General features: G+C 57.8%; 13 protein-coding genes. 9 read left to right on the top strand and 4 right to left on the bottom strand.

The window, feature by feature from the left end; translation table 11 throughout:
• Nucleotides 1-39: 39 nt before the first annotated feature.
• The 7 genes from FNY10_RS15700 to FNY10_RS15670 all read left to right on the top strand — a co-directional run bounded on the left by FNY10_RS15700 (nt 40) and on the right by FNY10_RS15670 (nt 5,669).
• Nucleotides 40-843: an SDR family oxidoreductase gene (locus FNY10_RS15700; protein WP_160702547.1), complete on the top strand. Its 804-nt coding sequence runs from the start codon at nt 40-42 to the stop codon at nt 841-843.
• A 9-nt stretch (nt 844-852) separates the two neighbouring features.
• Nucleotides 853-1,260 carry a mannose/fructose/sorbose PTS transporter subunit IIA gene (locus FNY10_RS15695; RefSeq protein ID WP_141965631.1) on the top strand — a complete coding sequence of 136 codons (408 nt, stop codon included), beginning with the start codon at nt 853-855 and terminating at the stop codon, nt 1,258-1,260.
• Entirely contained in the window at nt 1,260-1,754 is a 495-nt protein-coding gene (locus FNY10_RS15690; protein WP_131049843.1) for a mannose/fructose/sorbose PTS transporter subunit IIB, read from the top strand. The genes FNY10_RS15695 and FNY10_RS15690 overlap by 1 nt, the downstream gene beginning before the upstream one ends.
• A gap of 173 nt (nt 1,755-1,927) precedes the next feature.
• A complete protein-coding gene (locus FNY10_RS15685) occupies nt 1,928-2,725 on the top strand; it encodes a PTS mannose/fructose/sorbose transporter subunit IIC (protein ID WP_100685282.1) in 798 nt (265 codons plus the stop codon).
• Between the two features lie 11 nt (nt 2,726-2,736).
• Nucleotides 2,737-3,561 (top strand): PTS system mannose/fructose/sorbose family transporter subunit IID, encoded by an 825-nt coding sequence (locus tag FNY10_RS15680; RefSeq protein ID WP_131050776.1) that lies wholly within the window; start codon nt 2,737-2,739, stop codon nt 3,559-3,561.
• Nucleotides 3,562-3,634: 73 nt separating this feature from the next.
• Nucleotides 3,635-4,864: an L-sorbose 1-phosphate reductase gene (gene sorE / locus FNY10_RS15675; RefSeq protein ID WP_131050775.1), complete on the top strand. Its 1,230-nt coding sequence runs from the start codon at nt 3,635-3,637 to the stop codon at nt 4,862-4,864.
• Nucleotides 4,857-5,669 carry a shikimate 5-dehydrogenase gene (locus FNY10_RS15670; protein ID WP_160702549.1) on the top strand — a complete coding sequence of 271 codons (813 nt, stop codon included), beginning with the start codon at nt 4,857-4,859 and terminating at the stop codon, nt 5,667-5,669. The genes sorE and FNY10_RS15670 overlap by 8 nt, the downstream gene beginning before the upstream one ends.
• Before the next feature lie 583 nt (nt 5,670-6,252).
• On the opposite strand, the gene FNY10_RS15665 is transcribed toward FNY10_RS15670, so the two are convergent.
• Together FNY10_RS15665 and metH are read right to left on the bottom strand one after the other, a co-directional pair.
• On the bottom strand, nt 6,253-7,884 hold the full coding sequence (locus tag FNY10_RS15665; RefSeq protein ID WP_131050773.1) for a Na/Pi cotransporter family protein: 1,632 nt from the start codon (nt 7,882-7,884) through the stop codon (nt 6,253-6,255).
• A gap of 220 nt (nt 7,885-8,104) precedes the next feature.
• Nucleotides 8,105-11,788 carry a methionine synthase gene (gene metH / locus FNY10_RS15660; RefSeq protein ID WP_160702551.1) on the bottom strand — a complete coding sequence of 1,228 codons (3,684 nt, stop codon included), beginning with the start codon at nt 11,786-11,788 and terminating at the stop codon, nt 8,105-8,107.
• 196 nt (nt 11,789-11,984) lie between these two features.
• On the opposite strand from metH, the gene iclR reads away from it, so the two are divergent.
• Together iclR and FNY10_RS15650 are read left to right on the top strand one after the other, a co-directional pair.
• Complete coding sequence (iclR, locus tag FNY10_RS15655; RefSeq protein WP_100686584.1) at nt 11,985-12,812, top strand: glyoxylate bypass operon transcriptional repressor IclR; 828 nt, start codon at nt 11,985-11,987, stop codon at nt 12,810-12,812.
• Nucleotides 12,813-12,821: 9 nt separating this feature from the next.
• Nucleotides 12,822-13,226 carry an ASCH domain-containing protein gene (locus FNY10_RS15650; protein ID WP_160702590.1) on the top strand — a complete coding sequence of 135 codons (405 nt, stop codon included), beginning with the start codon at nt 12,822-12,824 and terminating at the stop codon, nt 13,224-13,226.
• Between the two features lie 9 nt (nt 13,227-13,235).
• On the opposite strand, the gene aceK is transcribed toward FNY10_RS15650, so the two are convergent.
• Together aceK and aceA are read right to left on the bottom strand one after the other, a co-directional pair.
• Nucleotides 13,236-14,978: a bifunctional isocitrate dehydrogenase kinase/phosphatase gene (gene aceK, locus FNY10_RS15645; protein ID WP_160702553.1), complete on the bottom strand. Its 1,743-nt coding sequence runs from the start codon at nt 14,976-14,978 to the stop codon at nt 13,236-13,238.
• Between the two features lie 101 nt (nt 14,979-15,079).
• Entirely contained in the window at nt 15,080-16,384 is a 1,305-nt protein-coding gene (gene aceA, locus FNY10_RS15640; protein WP_100686590.1) for an isocitrate lyase, read from the bottom strand.
• Nucleotides 16,385-16,434 lie beyond the last annotated feature (50 nt).

Here is a 16,434-nt window from a genome sequence, read left to right as displayed (position 1 = left end):
CTGCGTGGGATCCCTTTACCTGAAAATGAGATGACGATTATGCAAACATGGCTAAATCTGCAAGATAAAATCATTATTGTTACCGGCGGCGCTTCGGGAATTGGCCTGGCCATTGTTGATGAATTATTAAGTCTCGGCGCCAATGTCCACATGACCGATATTCACGGCGGCGATAAGCATCACCAGACTGACCATTACAGATTCTGGCCAACGGATATTTCCAGCGCCAGCGAGGTGAATCACACTGTCGAGCAAATTATTCAACAATACGGTCGTATCGATGGTCTGGTAAATAATGCCGGAGTGAATTTCCCGCGTCTCCTCGTCGATGAGAAAGCCCCGGCAGGACGCTACGAACTCAATGAAGCCGCTTTTGAAAAGATGGTGAACATCAACCAAAAAGGGGTCTTTTTGATGTCGCAGGCGGTGGCCCGGCAGATGGTGAAACAGCGCGCAGGGGTCATTGTTAACGTCTCGTCGGAAAGCGGACTGGAAGGCTCTGAAGGTCAGAGTTGCTATGCCGCAACCAAGGCCGCGCTGAATAGCTTCACGCGTTCATGGTCCAAAGAGCTGGGGAAACACGGTATCCGCGTCGTGGGCGTAGCGCCAGGCATCCTCGAAAAAACCGGGTTGCGCACGCCAGAATACGAAGAAGCACTGGCCTGGACGCGCAACATCACCGTCGAGCAACTGCGCGCGGGCTATAGCAAAAATGCGATTCCGATTGGTCGCTCCGGTCGTCTGAGCGAAGTGGCCGACTATGTCTGCTATCTGCTGTCAGAGCGGGCAAGCTACATAACCGGAGTAACCACTAACATCGCCGGCGGTAAAACCCGCGGATAAGGAGTCGATATGGTGAATGTGATTTTCTGCGCCCACGGTCAATTGGCCTGCGCCATGCTGGATTCGGTGCGGATGGTCTATGGCGACGTCACGGCCAGCGCGGTGGCGTTTATGCCCGGCGAAAACGCCAGCGACATCGCCACCAGACTGAATGAGTTAGTAAGCACTCACAATGATAGCGAGTGGCTGATCGCCGTCGATTTACAGTGCGGCAGCCCGTGGAATGCCGCTGCCGGGCTGGCGATGAAAAACCCGCGACTGCGGGTCATCAGCGGCCTCTCTTTACCGCTGGCGCTGGAACTGGTGGATAACCAGCAAACCCTGACCGCAGACGCCCTGTGCGCCCATCTGATGACCATCGCCAGCCAGTGCTGCGTGGTCTGGCGACAGCCGGAAACCATTGAGGAGGATTTTTGATGAATATTACGCTTGCCCGTATTGATGACCGCCTGATCCATGGCCAGGTGACAACCGTATGGTCAAAAGTCGCCAACGCTCAGCGCATTATTATCTGCAACGATGACGCTTATAACGACGAGGTGCGGCGGACTTTACTCCGCCAGGCCGCGCCTCCGGGCATGAAGGTCAATGTTGTTAACCTCGAAAAAGCGGTCGCCGTTTATCACAATCCGCAATACCAGAACGAGACCGTGTTTTATTTATTTACCAATCCCCAGGATGTTTTAACGATGGTCAGGCAAGGGGTCAATATTGCCACTTTAAATATTGGTGGCATGGCCTGGCGACCGGGTAAAAAACAATTAACCAAGGCGGTATCTTTAGACGATGAAGATATTCATGCGTTTCGTGAACTGGATAAACTGGGCGTTAACCTGGATTTACGCGTGGTGGCGTCAGATCCATCCATCAATATTCTCGACAAAATAAACCAGCACTCTTTTACAGAATAAAACAGCGCCTGTATTTTGCACATCGTTATTCTGAGTGGTACACCCTGGAGATAGACTTAGCACAATACCTGGTGACAAGTTTAAAAATATAAAACCCATGCCATGACCGTCAGAGTAAGACCGTGTTAATGCCGTAACAGGCAGGGATTTGCATACCCTCAAGGTGACATATTATGGAAATCAGTACCCTACAAATAATCGCCATATTTCTTTTTTCCTGTATTGCCGGGATGGGCAGCGTGCTGGATGAATTTCAGACGCACCGCCCGTTAATTGCCTGCACGGTCATCGGCTTAATTCTCGGTGATTTAAAAACCGGGATTATGCTCGGCGGCACGCTGGAGCTGATCGCGCTCGGCTGGATGAACGTCGGCGCCGCGCAATCGCCGGATTCGGCGCTGGCCAGCATCATCTCCGCGATTCTGGTTATCGTCGGCCATCAAAGCATCGCCACCGGGATCGCCATCGCGCTACCGGTGGCCGCGGCAGGCCAGGTACTCACCGTTTTCGCCCGCACCATCACGGTGGTGTTTCAACACGCAGCGGACAAGGCGGCAGAAGAGGCGCGTTTTCGCACTATCGACATGCTGCATATCTCGGCGCTGGGCGTACAGGCGCTCCGCGTCGCGATTCCGGCTCTGGTGGTCTCGCTGTTTGTCAGCGCCGACATGGTCAGCAGCATGCTGAGCGCCATTCCGGAATTTGTCACCCGCGGCCTGCAAATCGCCGGCGGTTTTATTGTGGTGGTGGGCTACGCCATGGTGCTGCGCATGATGGGCGTCAAATACCTGATGCCGTTCTTTTTCCTCGGTTTTCTGGCGGGAGGCTATCTCGATTTCAGCCTGCTGGCCTTCGGCGGCGTGGGGGTCATTATCGCGCTGATTTATATCCAGCTGAACCCGCAATGGCGCAAGGCCGAGCCCCGGCAGGCGACCGCCTCCTCCACCGCCCTTGACCAACTTGACGACTGATGGAGCCCGTTATGGAACCGAAAAAACTCACCCAAGGCGACCTGGTTAACATCTTTCTGCGCTCCAACCTGCAGCAGGCCTCCTTCAACTTCGAACGTATTCATGGTCTCGGCTTTTGCTACGACATGATCCCGGCGATCAAGCGTCTCTATCCGCTAAAAGAGGATCAGGTGGCGGCGCTAAAACGCCATCTGGTGTTCTTCAACACCACTCCCGCCGTCTGCGGCCCGGTGCTGGGCGTCACCGCGGCGATGGAAGAAGCACGCGCCAACGGCGCGGCCATCGACGATGGGGCGATCAACGGCATCAAAGTTGGCCTGATGGGGCCGCTGGCCGGGGTCGGCGATCCGCTGGTCTGGGGCACCTTACGCCCGATTACCGCGGCGCTCGGCGCGTCGCTGGCGCTGTCGGGGAACGTTCTTGGGCCACTTCTCTTTTTCTTTATTTTCAATGCAGTACGTCTGGCAATGAAATGGTACGGCCTGCAGCTCGGCTTCCGTAAGGGGGTCAATATCGTCAGCGATATGGGCGGCAACCTGCTGCAAAAACTGACCGAAGGGGCCTCCATTTTGGGGCTGTTCGTGATGGGCGTGCTGGTCACCAAATGGACCACCATCCACGTGCCGTTGGTGGTGTCGCAAACGCCGGGCGCCGATGGTGCCACCGTCACCATGACCGTACAAAACATCCTTGACCAGCTTTGTCCCGGCCTGCTGGCGCTGGGCCTGACGCTGCTGATGGTGCGCCTGCTCAATAAAAAAGTTAACCCGGTATGGCTGATCTTTGCCCTGTTCGGGCTGGGGATTATCGGTAACGCGCTGGGCTTCTTGTCCTGATTATTCGGCCCCGGCCGCGCCGGGGTCACTTCAATAAGCTAACCCCGCAGTCAAAGGGGATGAGGTGGTAAACATGAAAACAACGGCCCTACGCCTTTACGGTAAACGCGACCTGCGTCTGGAAACCTTCGCACTGCCGGAAATGCAGGATGACGAGATCCTCGCCCGCGTGGTCACCGACAGCCTGTGCCTCTCCTCCTGGAAAGAGGCCAACCAGGGGGAAAACCATAAAAAAGTGCCGGACGACGTGGCGGTGAACCCGATCATCATCGGCCATGAATTCTGCGGCGAAATCCTCGCGGTCGGCAAAAAGTGGCAGCATAAATTCCAGGCCGGTCAGCGCTACGTGATTCAGGCCAACCTGCAGCTGCCGGATCGCCCCGATTGCCCCGGCTACTCCTTCCCGTGGATCGGTGGCGAAGCGACTCACGTGGTGATCCCGGATGAGGTCATGACGCAAGATTGTCTGCTCACCTGGGAGGGCGATAGCTGGTTTGAAGGCTCGCTGGTCGAACCGCTCTCCTGCGTGATTGGCGCATTCAACGCCAACTATCATCTGCAGGAAGGGAGCTATAACCATGTGATGGGCATCCGGCCTCAGGGCCGCACGCTGATCCTCGGCGGTACCGGGCCGATGGGGCTGCTGGCTATCGACTATGCGCTGCATGGGCCGGTGAACCCTTCTCTGCTGGTCGTGACCGACACCAATAAGCCGAAGCTGAGCTATGCCCGCCAGCACTATCCGTCAGAGCCGCAAACGCTGATCCATTACCTCGACGGCCACGATGCCGGACGCGAAACGCTGATGGCGCTGACCGGCGGTCACGGCTTTGATGATATTTTTGTCTTCGTGCCGAATGAGCAGCTGATTACCATGGCGTCTTCGCTGCTGGCCGCGGACGGCTGTCTGAACTTCTTTGCCGGTCCGCAGGATAAGCAGTTCAGCGCGCCGATAAACTTTTACGATGTGCATTATGCCTTTACACATTACGTCGGGACTTCCGGCGGTAATACTGACGATATGCGGGCCGCCGTCGCGCTGATGCAGGAGAAAAAAGTCCAGGCGGCGAAAGTGGTGACTCATATTCTCGGGCTGAATGCGGCGGGCGAAACCACCCTCGATTTGCCGGCCGTCGGCGGCGGTAAAAAGCTGGTGTATACCGAAAAATCGCTGCCCTTGACCCCTCTTGGCGCCATTGCCGACCCTGAGCTGGCGGCAATTATGGCCCGTCATCATGGGATCTGGTCCGCTGAAGCGGAACAGTATCTGCTGACCCACGCACAGGACATAACTCATGATTAATCGCGAAACACAGCTCTGCATGTCGCTGGCCGGTCGCCCAGGCAACTTCGGCACCCGTTTTCACAACTATCTGTATGAGAAGCTGGGGCTAAATTTTATCTATAAAGCCTTTACCACGCAGGATATCGCCGCGGCGGTAGGAGGGGTACGGGCGCTGGGCATTCGCGGTTGCGCAGTCTCGATGCCGTTTAAAGAGAGCTGTATGCCTTTCCTTGACGCCATCGATCCTTCAGCCAGGGTGATTGATTCGGTCAATACCATCGTTAACGACCACGGCAGGCTGACCGGGCTCAATACTGACTATATTGCGGTGAAGAGCCTGATAGACCGCCGCCTGCTGGATACTCATGCCAGCGTGATGATTCAGGGCAGCGGCGGCATGGGTAAAGCGGTTATCGCCGCCTTTCGCGACGCTGGCTTTCGCGAGGTGGTGATCGCCGCCCGCAATCGTGATAGCGGCCTGGCGCTGGCGAAACAGTACGGTTTTCAGTGGCAGCCGCACCCTGAAGGAATCCAGGCCGATATTCTGGTTAACGTCACGCCGCTCGGCATGGCCAGCGGTACGCAAAGCGATACCCTGGCGTTCAGTCAGCCGATGGTTGAGCAGGCTCAGGTGGTGTTTGACGTGGTGGCCCTGCCGCCGGAAACCCCGCTGATTCGTCTGGCGCAGGCGCTGGATAAGCAAATTATCAGCGGCGCGGAGGTGATTGCGCTACAGGCGGTGGAACAATTCGTACTTTATACCGGCGTACGTCCGGATGCCGATCTGGTCAACGAGGCGGCGGCATTTGCGCGAGCAGGGTAAGTCTGGGCGCCAGGGAGGGCGCACTTCCTGCAATTTGTGACTCCGGTTGCATACTCTTGCCTCCCCTTAACCGTTCCCCTCTTCTTACTCGTCACCGCGGCTAAGAGGCCCGGTGTCGCCCGCGGCCTTGCCACATCGTGAGCCATATCAGCGAGCCTGTGGGCAACCGGTGGTAGGATCGCCTGCGACGCTATCACCTGGCTAAAAGCCCGTTGAAGCACAGCGGTAGCTCGGTGAAGCGTAGCGGTAGCCCGGCTAAGCGTAGCGCGAGCCGGGGGGCAGGCCACCGTTTCTGAACCCCGACCACACTTTTCCCGGAGGCGGTACTGCGCACCTGTCCGGGCTACCCGTCCGCAGACGACGATGGACCGTCGCCCGGTGAAGCACAGCGGTAGCCCGGCTAAGCGCAGCGCGAGCCGGGGGGCAGGCCACCGTTTCTGAACCCCGACCACACTTTTCCCGGAGGCGGTGCTACGCACCTGTCCGGGCTACCCGTCCGCAGACGACGATGGACCGTCGCCCGGTGAAGCGTAGCGGTAGCCCGGCTAAGCGCAGCGCGAGCCGGGGGGCAGGCAACAAGCGCTTAATAATCATCGCGCTCATCGTCCTCATCCGGCTGCTCCATCACGCTGTATGCCACCGAGCAGAACAATGAGTTCAGGCGTTTCATATCCCCCAGTAACCCCAGATGTAGCGAACTGGTTTCGATACTCTGCACGTTCTGCTGGTGCAGACGGTCGACGTGCGCGTGCGAGTAGCGACGGTTCAGAATACGGAAACGATGCTTGTTGCGGCGCAGGCGTCGCGCGCTTGGGACATCGCTGGAGAAAAAGACCGACATCGCTAACTGCAGGTTGCTCAGCAGCTGCTCGTACAGCCCGTCCAGCTCCTTCAGCCCTTCCTCCGAAAAGGCGCGGCGCGCCGCCAGCGATTTATCAGCGATTTCGCTGCCCATTCTTTCGACGATATCGGAAGCCTGCTCCAGATTGAGCGCCATTTCGATGATCTCCGCCCAGCGGCGGGACTCCTCTTCGGCCAGCTCGTCTTTCGGCATGCGGGCCAGATAGAGCTTGATCGCCGTGTAGAGCACGTTGATATCGTCAGCCAACCTGCGCAGCTCCTTCTCCTCCCGCGGCTCGCCGTGCATCACCCTGTGCAACCCCCCGAGCATCTGCTCCATCGCGTCGCCAATACGCAACGTTTCGCGCGCGGCATTCGCCAACGCCAGCGCCGGCGTATCCAGCGCCGTGGTATCGAGATGTTTTGGTTTAAGATGGAGGTCCTGTTCGGGATCTTCACGAATCATCCGCTTGCAGAGTCTGGCCATGGGCTCGGCAAACGGCACCATCGCCACGCAGCGAATCAGGTTGTAGAAGACGTGGAAGTAGATAACCAGTTCCGCTTCCGGCAGCGGCATACGGTGCATCGCCTCGGCCAGCACATGGACAAACGGCAGAATAATCAGGCTGCCCACCAGCTTGAACAACAGACTGCCGAGCGCCACGCGGCGCGCAGAAGCGTTGGCGGCGCCGTTGTTGATCATCGCCAGAATCCCCGAGCCGAGGTTGGCGCCAATCACCAGACACAGCGCGACCGGAAACGAAATCACCCCGGTTGAGGTCAGGGTTGCCGTTAACAGCACGGCCGCCAGGCTGGAGTAGCTGATAATGGCGAACATGGCGCCAATCAGCGCATCCAGCATAATGTCGCCGGTCAGCGAGGCGAAAATCACCTGCACGCCATTTGCCTGGGTGATGGGATGAACCGCCTGCACGATAAGTTCCAGCGCTAACAGAATCAGCCCCAGACCGATCCCCACCCGTCCGAGCTGGCCGGCGCGCGTTTGTTTGCGCCCAAGGAAAAAAATCACGCCGATGAAAATCAGCAGCGGCGACAGCCATGACAGATCGAAGGTCAGCACCCTCGCCATCAATGCGGTCCCCACATCGGCCCCCAGCACAATCACCAGCGCAGGCGTCAGCGCGACCAGATCCTGAGCGACAAATGAGGTCACCAGCATGGTGGTGGCATTACTGCTCTGAACCAGAGCCGTGACGCCAATCCCCGCGCAGAAGGCGAGCGGTTTTTTCTCAACGCTACTACTCAGGACGGAACGCAGGCGCGCGCCAAATACGCGCATCACGCCGGTACGAACGATGTGGGTCCCCCAGACCAGCAGGGCAACAGCAGACAACAGATGCAGCAGAGTTAACACGGATTCTTATTCTCCTTATACCCGACGGATAAACCGTCCGGGATTCCCCCGGCGGCGCTGCGCTTAGCCGGACTACATAGTCCGGGACAATCTCAGTCAGAGCAGACAGTCCTGAATCAATACCCCAGTATAAGGGTTTAGCAGCAATAAAGAGACAGGGCGCCCCGATGGCGCCCTGTAAGTTGTAAACTAAGATGACGGATTTGTGACAGGTCGCATTCTAGTCCGCGTCATATCCCAGGTTTGGCGCCAGCCAGCGTTCCACTTCCGCAGGCGTCATCCCTTTACGCCGGGCATAATCTTCCACCTGATCGCGCTGAATTTGCGCCACCGCGTAATACTTGCTGTCCGGATGGCTGAAGTACCAGCCGGAAACCGATGCGCCCGGCCACATGGCGAATGACTCGGTCAGCTTCATGCCGGTTTGCGCCTCGACATCCAGCAGTTCCCAGATCACCGCTTTTTCCGTGTGCTCCGGGCAGGCCGGGTAGCCCGGCGCCGGACGAATCCCCTGGTAGTTTTCGCGGATGAGATCCTCGTTGCTGAGGTTCTCATTTGCCGCATAGCCCCAGTAGACCTTACGCACGCGTTCATGCAGGTATTCGGCAAACGCTTCGGCCAGACGGTCGGCGATGGCTTTGACCATGATCTTGTTGTAATCATCGTGCTGCGCCTCAAACGCTTCCGCCAGCGCGTCCTCTTCCAGCCCGCCGGTGACCGCAAACGCGCCGAGGTAGTCCGCTTTGCCGCTGAGCTTCGGTGCCACAAAATCGGCAAGGCAGTAGTTGGCAAAGCCAACTTTCTCCGTCTGCTGACGCAGATGGTGGCTGACCGTCAGCACATGGGTGCGGGTTTCATCGCGATAGATTTCAATATCATCCCCCACCCGGTTGGCCGGGAATAACCCCACCACGCCGCGCGGATTCAGCGTCTTCTCAGCGCTGAGCGTATCCAGCATCTCATTAGCATCGTGGAACAGGCGCTTCGCTTCTTCGCCCACCACCTCGTCTTCGAGGATGCGCGGGTATTTGCCGGCCAGCGACCAGGTCATGAAGAAGGGCGTCCAGTCGATATAGTTGCGCAGGGTCTCGATGCTGGCTTCCACGCTCTGCACCCCCAGACGATGAGCAACCGGCGGCGTATAGCTGGCCCAGTCAAAGGCCAGATCGTTTTCACGGGCGGCCTGTAATGTGACCGGCGGCGTGCGCGGCTTCTTACGGGCGTGCTGGATACGCACGGTTTCGTACTCGCGACGCGTGCGCGCAACAAACTCATCGTGCTGGATGTCGGAGAGCAGAGCCGAGACCACGCCCACGGTACGCGAGGCGTTCTGCACGTAGACCGTCGGACCGCTATAATTCTGCTCGATTTTGACCGCCGTATGGGCCTTCGACGTCGTGGCTCCGCCAATCAGCAGAGGAATCGTAAAGCCCTGACGTTCCATCTCTTTCGCTACGTTGACCATTTCGTCCAGCGACGGGGTAATCAGCCCGGAGAGGCCAATCAGGTCGGCATTCACTTCGCGGGCGGTTTTGAGGATTTTATCCGCCGGCACCATCACGCCAAGATCGATAATTTCGTAGTTATTGCACTGCAGCACCACGCCAACGATATTTTTACCGATGTCGTGGACATCGCCTTTCACGGTCGCAATAACCATCTTGCCGTTGCTGGAGCCTTTTTCCTTGCTGGCTTCGATATACGGCTCCAGATAGGCCACCGCCTGTTTCATCACGCGGGCGGATTTCACTACCTGCGGAAGAAACATTTTGCCCTCGCCAAACAGATCGCCGACCACGTTCATGCCGTCCATCAGCGGACCTTCAATCACTTCTATCGGACGCGCGGCCTGCTGGCGCGCCTCTTCGGTATCCAGCTCGATAAACTCGGTAATGCCTTTTACCAGCGAATATTCCAGCCGTTTTTTCACGTCCCAGCTACGCCATTCCGCCTGCTGGGCGTTGGCGGAGTCGTCCGTTTTACTGCCGCGGTATTTTTCCGCCAGATCCAGCAGACGCTCGGTACCGTCGTCACGGCGGTTGAGGATCACGTCTTCGACCGCATCGCGCAGTTCCACCGGTAGATCGTCGTAAATCGCCAGCTGACCGGCGTTCACAATCCCCATATCCATGCCGTTGCGGATGGCGTAATAGAGGAACACCGCGTGGATGGCTTCACGCACCGGGTCATTACCGCGGAACGAGAAAGAGACGTTGGAGACACCGCCGGAAATCAGCGCATGCGGCAGCTCGCGTTTAATATCTTCACAGGCGCCGATAAAATCCTGCGCATAGTTGTTGTGCTCTTCAATACCGGTAGCGACGGCGAAGATATTGGGGTCAAAAATAATATCTTCCGGCGGGAAACCCACCTCTTCGGTCAGAATCTTGTACGCCCGGCGGCAAATTTCGATTTTGCGCGCGCGGGTATCCGCCTGCCCGACTTCATCAAAGGCCATCACCACCACGGCAGCGCCGTAACGACGCACCTTCTTCGCATGCTCAACGAAGGCCTCTACGCCCTCTTTCATCGAGATGGAGTTGACGATACCTTTGCCCTGAATGCACTTTAGCCCCTTTTCGATGACGTCCCATTTCGAGGAGTCGATCATAATCGGTACCCGGGCGATATCAGGCTCGCCGGCAATCAGATTCAGGAAACGCACCATCGCCGCTTCGGCGTCGAGCATCCCCTCATCCATGTTGATATCGATAATCTGCGCGCCGCTTTCCACCTGCTGACGGGCGACGTCCAGAGCTTCGTTATATTTTTCTTCTTTAATCAGGCGCTTGAATTTCGCTGAGCCGGTCACGTTGGTGCGTTCACCGACGTTCACAAACAGGCTGTCGTCACCGATATTCAACGGCTCCAGGCCAGCAAGGCGACAGGCGACCGGGATCTCCGGCAACTGGCGCGGGGCCAGGCCAGCGACTGCATCGCTCATCGCTTTAATGTGTTCCGGCGTGGTACCGCAGCAGCCGCCAACCACGTTCAGGAAGCCGGACTCCGCCCACTCGCGAATCTGCGCCGCCATGGTATCGGCATCGAGATCATATTCGCCAAAGGCGTTTGGCAGCCCGGCATTGGGGTGCGCAGTCACGTAGCATTCGGCAATGCGCGACAGTTCCTGCACGTACTGGCGCAGCTCATCTGGCCCCAGCGCGCAGTTGAGGCCGAAGGTGAGCGCATCGGCATGACGCAGGGAGTTATAAAACGCTTCCGTGGTTTGCCCGGAGAGCGTACGCCCGGAGGCATCGGTGATGGTGCCGGAGATCATGATCGGCAGTTCAACACCCAGCGCCTCAAACTCTTCTTTCACGGCGAAGATCGCCGCTTTGGCGTTCAGGGTATCGAACACGGTCTCGATCAGAATCAGATCAACGCCCCCTTCCACCAGCGCTTTGGTCGACTCGCGGTAAGCCTCCACCAGCCCATCAAAGGTAATATTGCGGTAGGCCGGGTCGTTAACATCCGGGGAAATAGAGGCGGTGCGGTTGGTCGGGCCGAGAACACCGGCAACGTAGCGCGGTTTTTCCGGCGTGCGGGCGGTCCACTCATCGGCGCAGGCGCGCGCCAGCTTTGCGGCGACAAAGTTGATTTCCGCCGACAGGGATTCCATCTGGTAATCCGCCATCGCGATAGTCGTCGAGTTAAAGGTGTTGGTTTCAATGATATCCGCCCCCGCCGCAAAGTAGGCGTCGTGGATAGCGGTTATCACATCCGGCTTACTGAGCACCAGCAGATCGTTATTGCCCTTCAGATCGCATGGCCAGTCGGCAAAGCGTGCGCCGCGGAAGTCCTCTTCACTCAGACGATAGCCCTGGATCATGGTGCCCATGCCCCCATCCAGAACCAAAATACGTTTTTTTAACTGCTGATGCAGTTGTTCAACTTTGCTGCTCACACTCGCTCCCGACAACGCTCAACCAGACCGAAAAAACTTAACGGACCATACTGGCATAAAGCACCAAGGCGGAAAAGAGAACGACGGGCAATATGAGACATGTTCAGCTTCACTCATCCGATCAGTCCGGTAGTGATTGCAAATTCGGCAAATAAAACGAAAACTATTTCCACGATACAGAAAAAAGGAATCAGCGATGGCCACTCCCGTTCCCGCTAAGCGCGGCAGAAAACCCGCGACGCCCGCCGCCCCTCAGGCTGGCGGCCAGGTTCAGTCGCTTACCCGTGGATTAAAATTGCTTGAATGGATTGCTGAATCGCACAGTAGCGTGGCACTGACCGAACTGGCTCAGCAGGCCGGGCTGCCCAACTCCACCACCCATCGTCTGCTGACGACCATGCAGCAGTTGGGCTTTGTCCGCCAGGTTGGTGAACTCGGCCACTGGTCCGTGGGCGCACATGCTTTTGTGGTCGGCAGCAGCTTTCTACAAAGCCGCAATCTGCTGGCGATCGTCCACCCGATCCTGCGCCAGCTGATGGAAGACTCCGGCGAAACGGTCAATCTGGCGGTGCTCGATCACAGCGATCACCAGGCGATTATAATTGATCAAGTGCAGTGTACGCAGCTGATGCGCATGTCGGCACCGATCGGCGGCAAACTCCCGATGCACGCTTCCGGCGCGGGTAAAGCGTTCCTGTCGCAGCTCAGCGAAGAGCAGGTCACCGGTCTGCTGCACCGCAAAGGGCTGCATGCTTATACTCACGCCACGCTGGTCTCCCCGGTCCATCTGAAAGAGGATTTAGCCCAGACGCGCAAGCGCGGCTATTCTTTTGATGATGAAGAACATGCCCTCGGTTTACGCTGCGTCGCCTCCTGTATTTATGACGAACACCGCGAGCCGTTTGCCGCCATCTCTATTTCCGGGCCGATTTCCCGGATGACCGACGATCGCGTCACCGAACTGGGGGCGCTGGTGATTAAAGCGGCGAAAGAAGTGACCCTGGCCTACGGCGGAATGCGCTAAATGAGCGATCTGAAATCATACTGGCAGGATAAATACCCTTCTGCTTTCTGCTGGTCTTTCGGCGACTCACCTGAGCTGGCCGACGAACTGGCGGCCCTGGTCGTCGCCGGGAAAAAGCGAGGCACCTGCGGCTCGCTTGCCAGCTATCAGCAAGAGCAGCCGCCCGTGACGCCAGGGGCATATCACATTGTGCTGGACGGTAAAGGAAAAGGTGTATGCGTGATACGCACCCTGGCGCTCAGGCTCATCCGTTTTAACGACATGAGCCCGGAGCTCGCCGCGCTGGAAGGCGAAGGCGATTTGAGCCTGGCTTACTGGCAATCGGCACATCGGGCCTTCTTTGAACGAGAGGGCACCTGGGCGCCGGATATGGAGCTGGTGTACGAAGAGTTTGCCGTGATCGAGGCAGCCTGAACAGTACGCCTACCCCGCCTGCTGCAACGCGCCATAGCGCACGCAAAAACGCTGACGGCGACGGTAGGCATAGACATCCTCCACATGCCCGCGGCGGATTCGCGTCTGCAGCTCTCGCCAGTAGTCTGCCCGCAGCAGATCGGCGTGCATCTCTTCAAACAGCGGCCCGATGCGCGGATCGGCGCACAGCCAGTGACGAAACTCTTCCGGGAAGACATCTCCCGGCGACACGCTGTACCACGGTTCGCTCGCCAGCTCATCTTCCGGGTAGCGCGGCGGCGGAATGTCGCGGAAATTCACTTCGGTCATGTAGCAAATTTCATCGTAATCATAGAACACCACCCGGCCATGGCGGGTCACGCCGAAATTTTTAAACAGCATATCGCCGGGGAAGATATTGGCGGCGGCAAGCTGGCGGATGGCGTTGCCATACTCCTCCACCGCATCGCGCAGCGCCTGGCCATTCACCTGCTCCAGCCAGAGATTCAGCGGCACCATCCGCCGTTCGATATAGAGATGGCTGATGACAAGGCGATCGCCCAGATCGGTAATTTTTGCGCCGGCCTCTGTCTGCAGTAGCGCCATTAGCGCCGGGGCAATCTGCCGTTTTTCCAGCACGAAGTTTTCAAACTCCTGGGTATCGGCCATTCTCCCGACGCGGTCATGTTCTTTTACCAGCTGATAGCAAGCGCGGACGTGGGCCGCGGTCATCTCCTTTTGCGGCGCAAAGCGGTCTTTGATCACCTTAAATACCCGATCAAATCCCGGCAGAGTAAAGACCAGCATCACCATGCCGCGGATGCCCGGCGCCTCAATAAATTGCTCATCGCTGCGGGCAATATACTGCAGGTATTCGCGATAGCTTTCCGTCTTCGCATGCTTCTGGCAGCCAATCGCCATATACAGTTCGGCGGTGGTTTTACCCGGCAGAATATCGCGCAGCCATTCAACCAGCGCACCGGGCAGCGGCGCGTAGACCATAAAATAAGAGCGGGCGAAGCCAAACACGATGCTCGCTTCGGCGTGGGTCGTCAGACAGGTGTCAATAAACAGCTCGCCCTCCTCGCTGCGATGAACAGGCAGCAGAAACGGCAAGGTTGCCACCGGCGTCACCAGCTTACCCACCAGCCAGGCGGCTTTATTGCGGTAAAAGAGTTCGTTCGCAATCTGCAGGTGGGAGCGGGACAACATCTCGCTTCCCAGCGCTTCATGCAGACTGGCGCTAATGTAGCCGATATCGCGCGCCTTATTTTGCCACGGCAGACGCAGGGGTAAGTCGGCGAGAACCTTGCTTAACAGCGTCTCCCAGCCGCGATCGGGGAAGAAGTTTTTCGCCAGCGGTCGGGGCAGCGAACGGAAGCTGCGCTCTGGCTGAGAACTGAAAATAAAAAGCCGCTCGGGTGTTAACGAGCGGTGGTCAAACAACCGGCAATAGACAGAATTAAAAAAGCTCTCTGCAATCTCAAAGCGAGGGTAATCCGGCAGCAGGTGCGTGTACTGCTCTTTCACCCGCAGCAAAAAATCCGCGTCGGTACTTTTACCTCCGGTAATACAGCGCAGCTGTTCCACCACCAGCCCGACGTGATGATCATAAAGGTGAATTCGCTGCTTCATGGCCTGCTGAACCGCATGCCAGTCGGCATGTTCAAAGCGCTGCTGCGCGCCTGAAGTGACTTCCAGAAAACGCCCGTACTGCGCGTCGAAACCCTGCAAAATCGTTTGTGCAATCAATAATTCCAGGCCACGCGTCATCGCTTTTCCCCATCCGGCATCCGCTCATGCCGGATGGCGCCTTCGCTTATCCGGCCTACCGCTTGCGTAGGCCCGGTAAGCTCAGCGCCACCGGGCAGCAATCAGAACTGCTCTTCTTCCGTTGAACCGGTCAACGCCGTGACCGATGACGTTCCGCCCTGAATAATGGTGGTCACCTTATCGAAGTAGCCGGTGCCCACTTCCTGCTGATGAGAGACAAAAGTGTAGCCATCTTTAGCCGCGGCAAACTCTGGCTGCTGCACTTTCTCAACGTAGTGCTTCATGCCTTCACCCTGCGCATAGGCATGGGCCAGGTCGAACATGTTGAACCACATGCTGTGGATCCCCGCCAGCGTGATGAACTGGTATTTGTAACCCATATCAGACAGCGCCTGCTGGAAGTGGGCGATGGTGTTGTCATCAAGATTTTTCTTCCAGTTGAACGACGGCGAACAATTGTAGGCCAGCAGTTTGCCCGGGAAACGCGCGTGAATCGCCTCCGCAAAGCGGCGTGCCTGCTCCAGATCGGGTTTCGAGGTTTCACACCACACCAGATCCGCGTACGGCGCATAGGCCAGACCGCGACTGATCGCCTGTTCGATACCGGCATGGGTACGGAAAAACCCTTCGCTGGTACGTTCGCCGGTGACAAACTCGCGATCGTAAGGATCGCAGTCGGAGGTAATCAGATCGGCCGCATCGGCATCCGTTCGCGCAATCACCAGCGTCGGCACGCCCATCACATCCGCGGCCAGGCGCGCAGCGACCAGCTTCTGAATGGCTTCCTGCGTCGGCACCAGCACTTTGCCGCCCATATGGCCGCACTTCTTCACCGATGCCAGCTGATCTTCAAAATGAACGGCCGCTGCACCGGCTTCAATCATCGATTTCATCAACTCGAACGCGTTAAGCACGCCGCCAAAACCCGCCTCGGCATCCGCCACGATCGGCAGGAAATAGTCGGTATAGCGCGGATCGCCCGCTTCAATCCCCGCCGACCACTGGATCTGATCCGCGCGGCGGAAGGTGTTGTTGATCCGATCAACCACCGCAGGGACCGAGTTTGCCGGATACAGCGATTGATCCGGGTACATGCTGGAGGCGAGGTTGGCATCCGCCGCCACCTGCCAGCCGGAGAGATAAATTGCCTCGATCCCGGCCTTCGCCTGCTGCAATGCCTGCCCGCCCGTCAATGCGCCGAGGCTGTTGATGTAGCCTTTTTTCGCGTCGCCATGCAGCAGTCGCCACATTTTGGCCGCCCCCAACTGCGCCAGCGTGCATTCCGGATTGACCGAGCCGCGCAATTTCACCACGTCCTCTGCGCTATAGGGGCGGGTAATGCCTTCCCAACGCGGTTGCGTCCACTCTTTGTTTAATTCTTCGATTTGTTGGGTACGGGTTTTCATGTGCAGATGCTCCATTGTGTGCTCCTGGCTTCCCAGGCGTTATCGGTGAA

It is taken from the genome of Klebsiella sp. Lac1 (assembly GCF_009825425.1).
Taxonomy (GTDB): domain Bacteria; phylum Pseudomonadota; class Gammaproteobacteria; order Enterobacterales; family Enterobacteriaceae; genus Klebsiella; species Klebsiella electrica.
The sequence above is the reverse complement of the archived record's forward strand: the minus strand, read 5'-3'. Positions and strand labels throughout refer to the sequence as shown.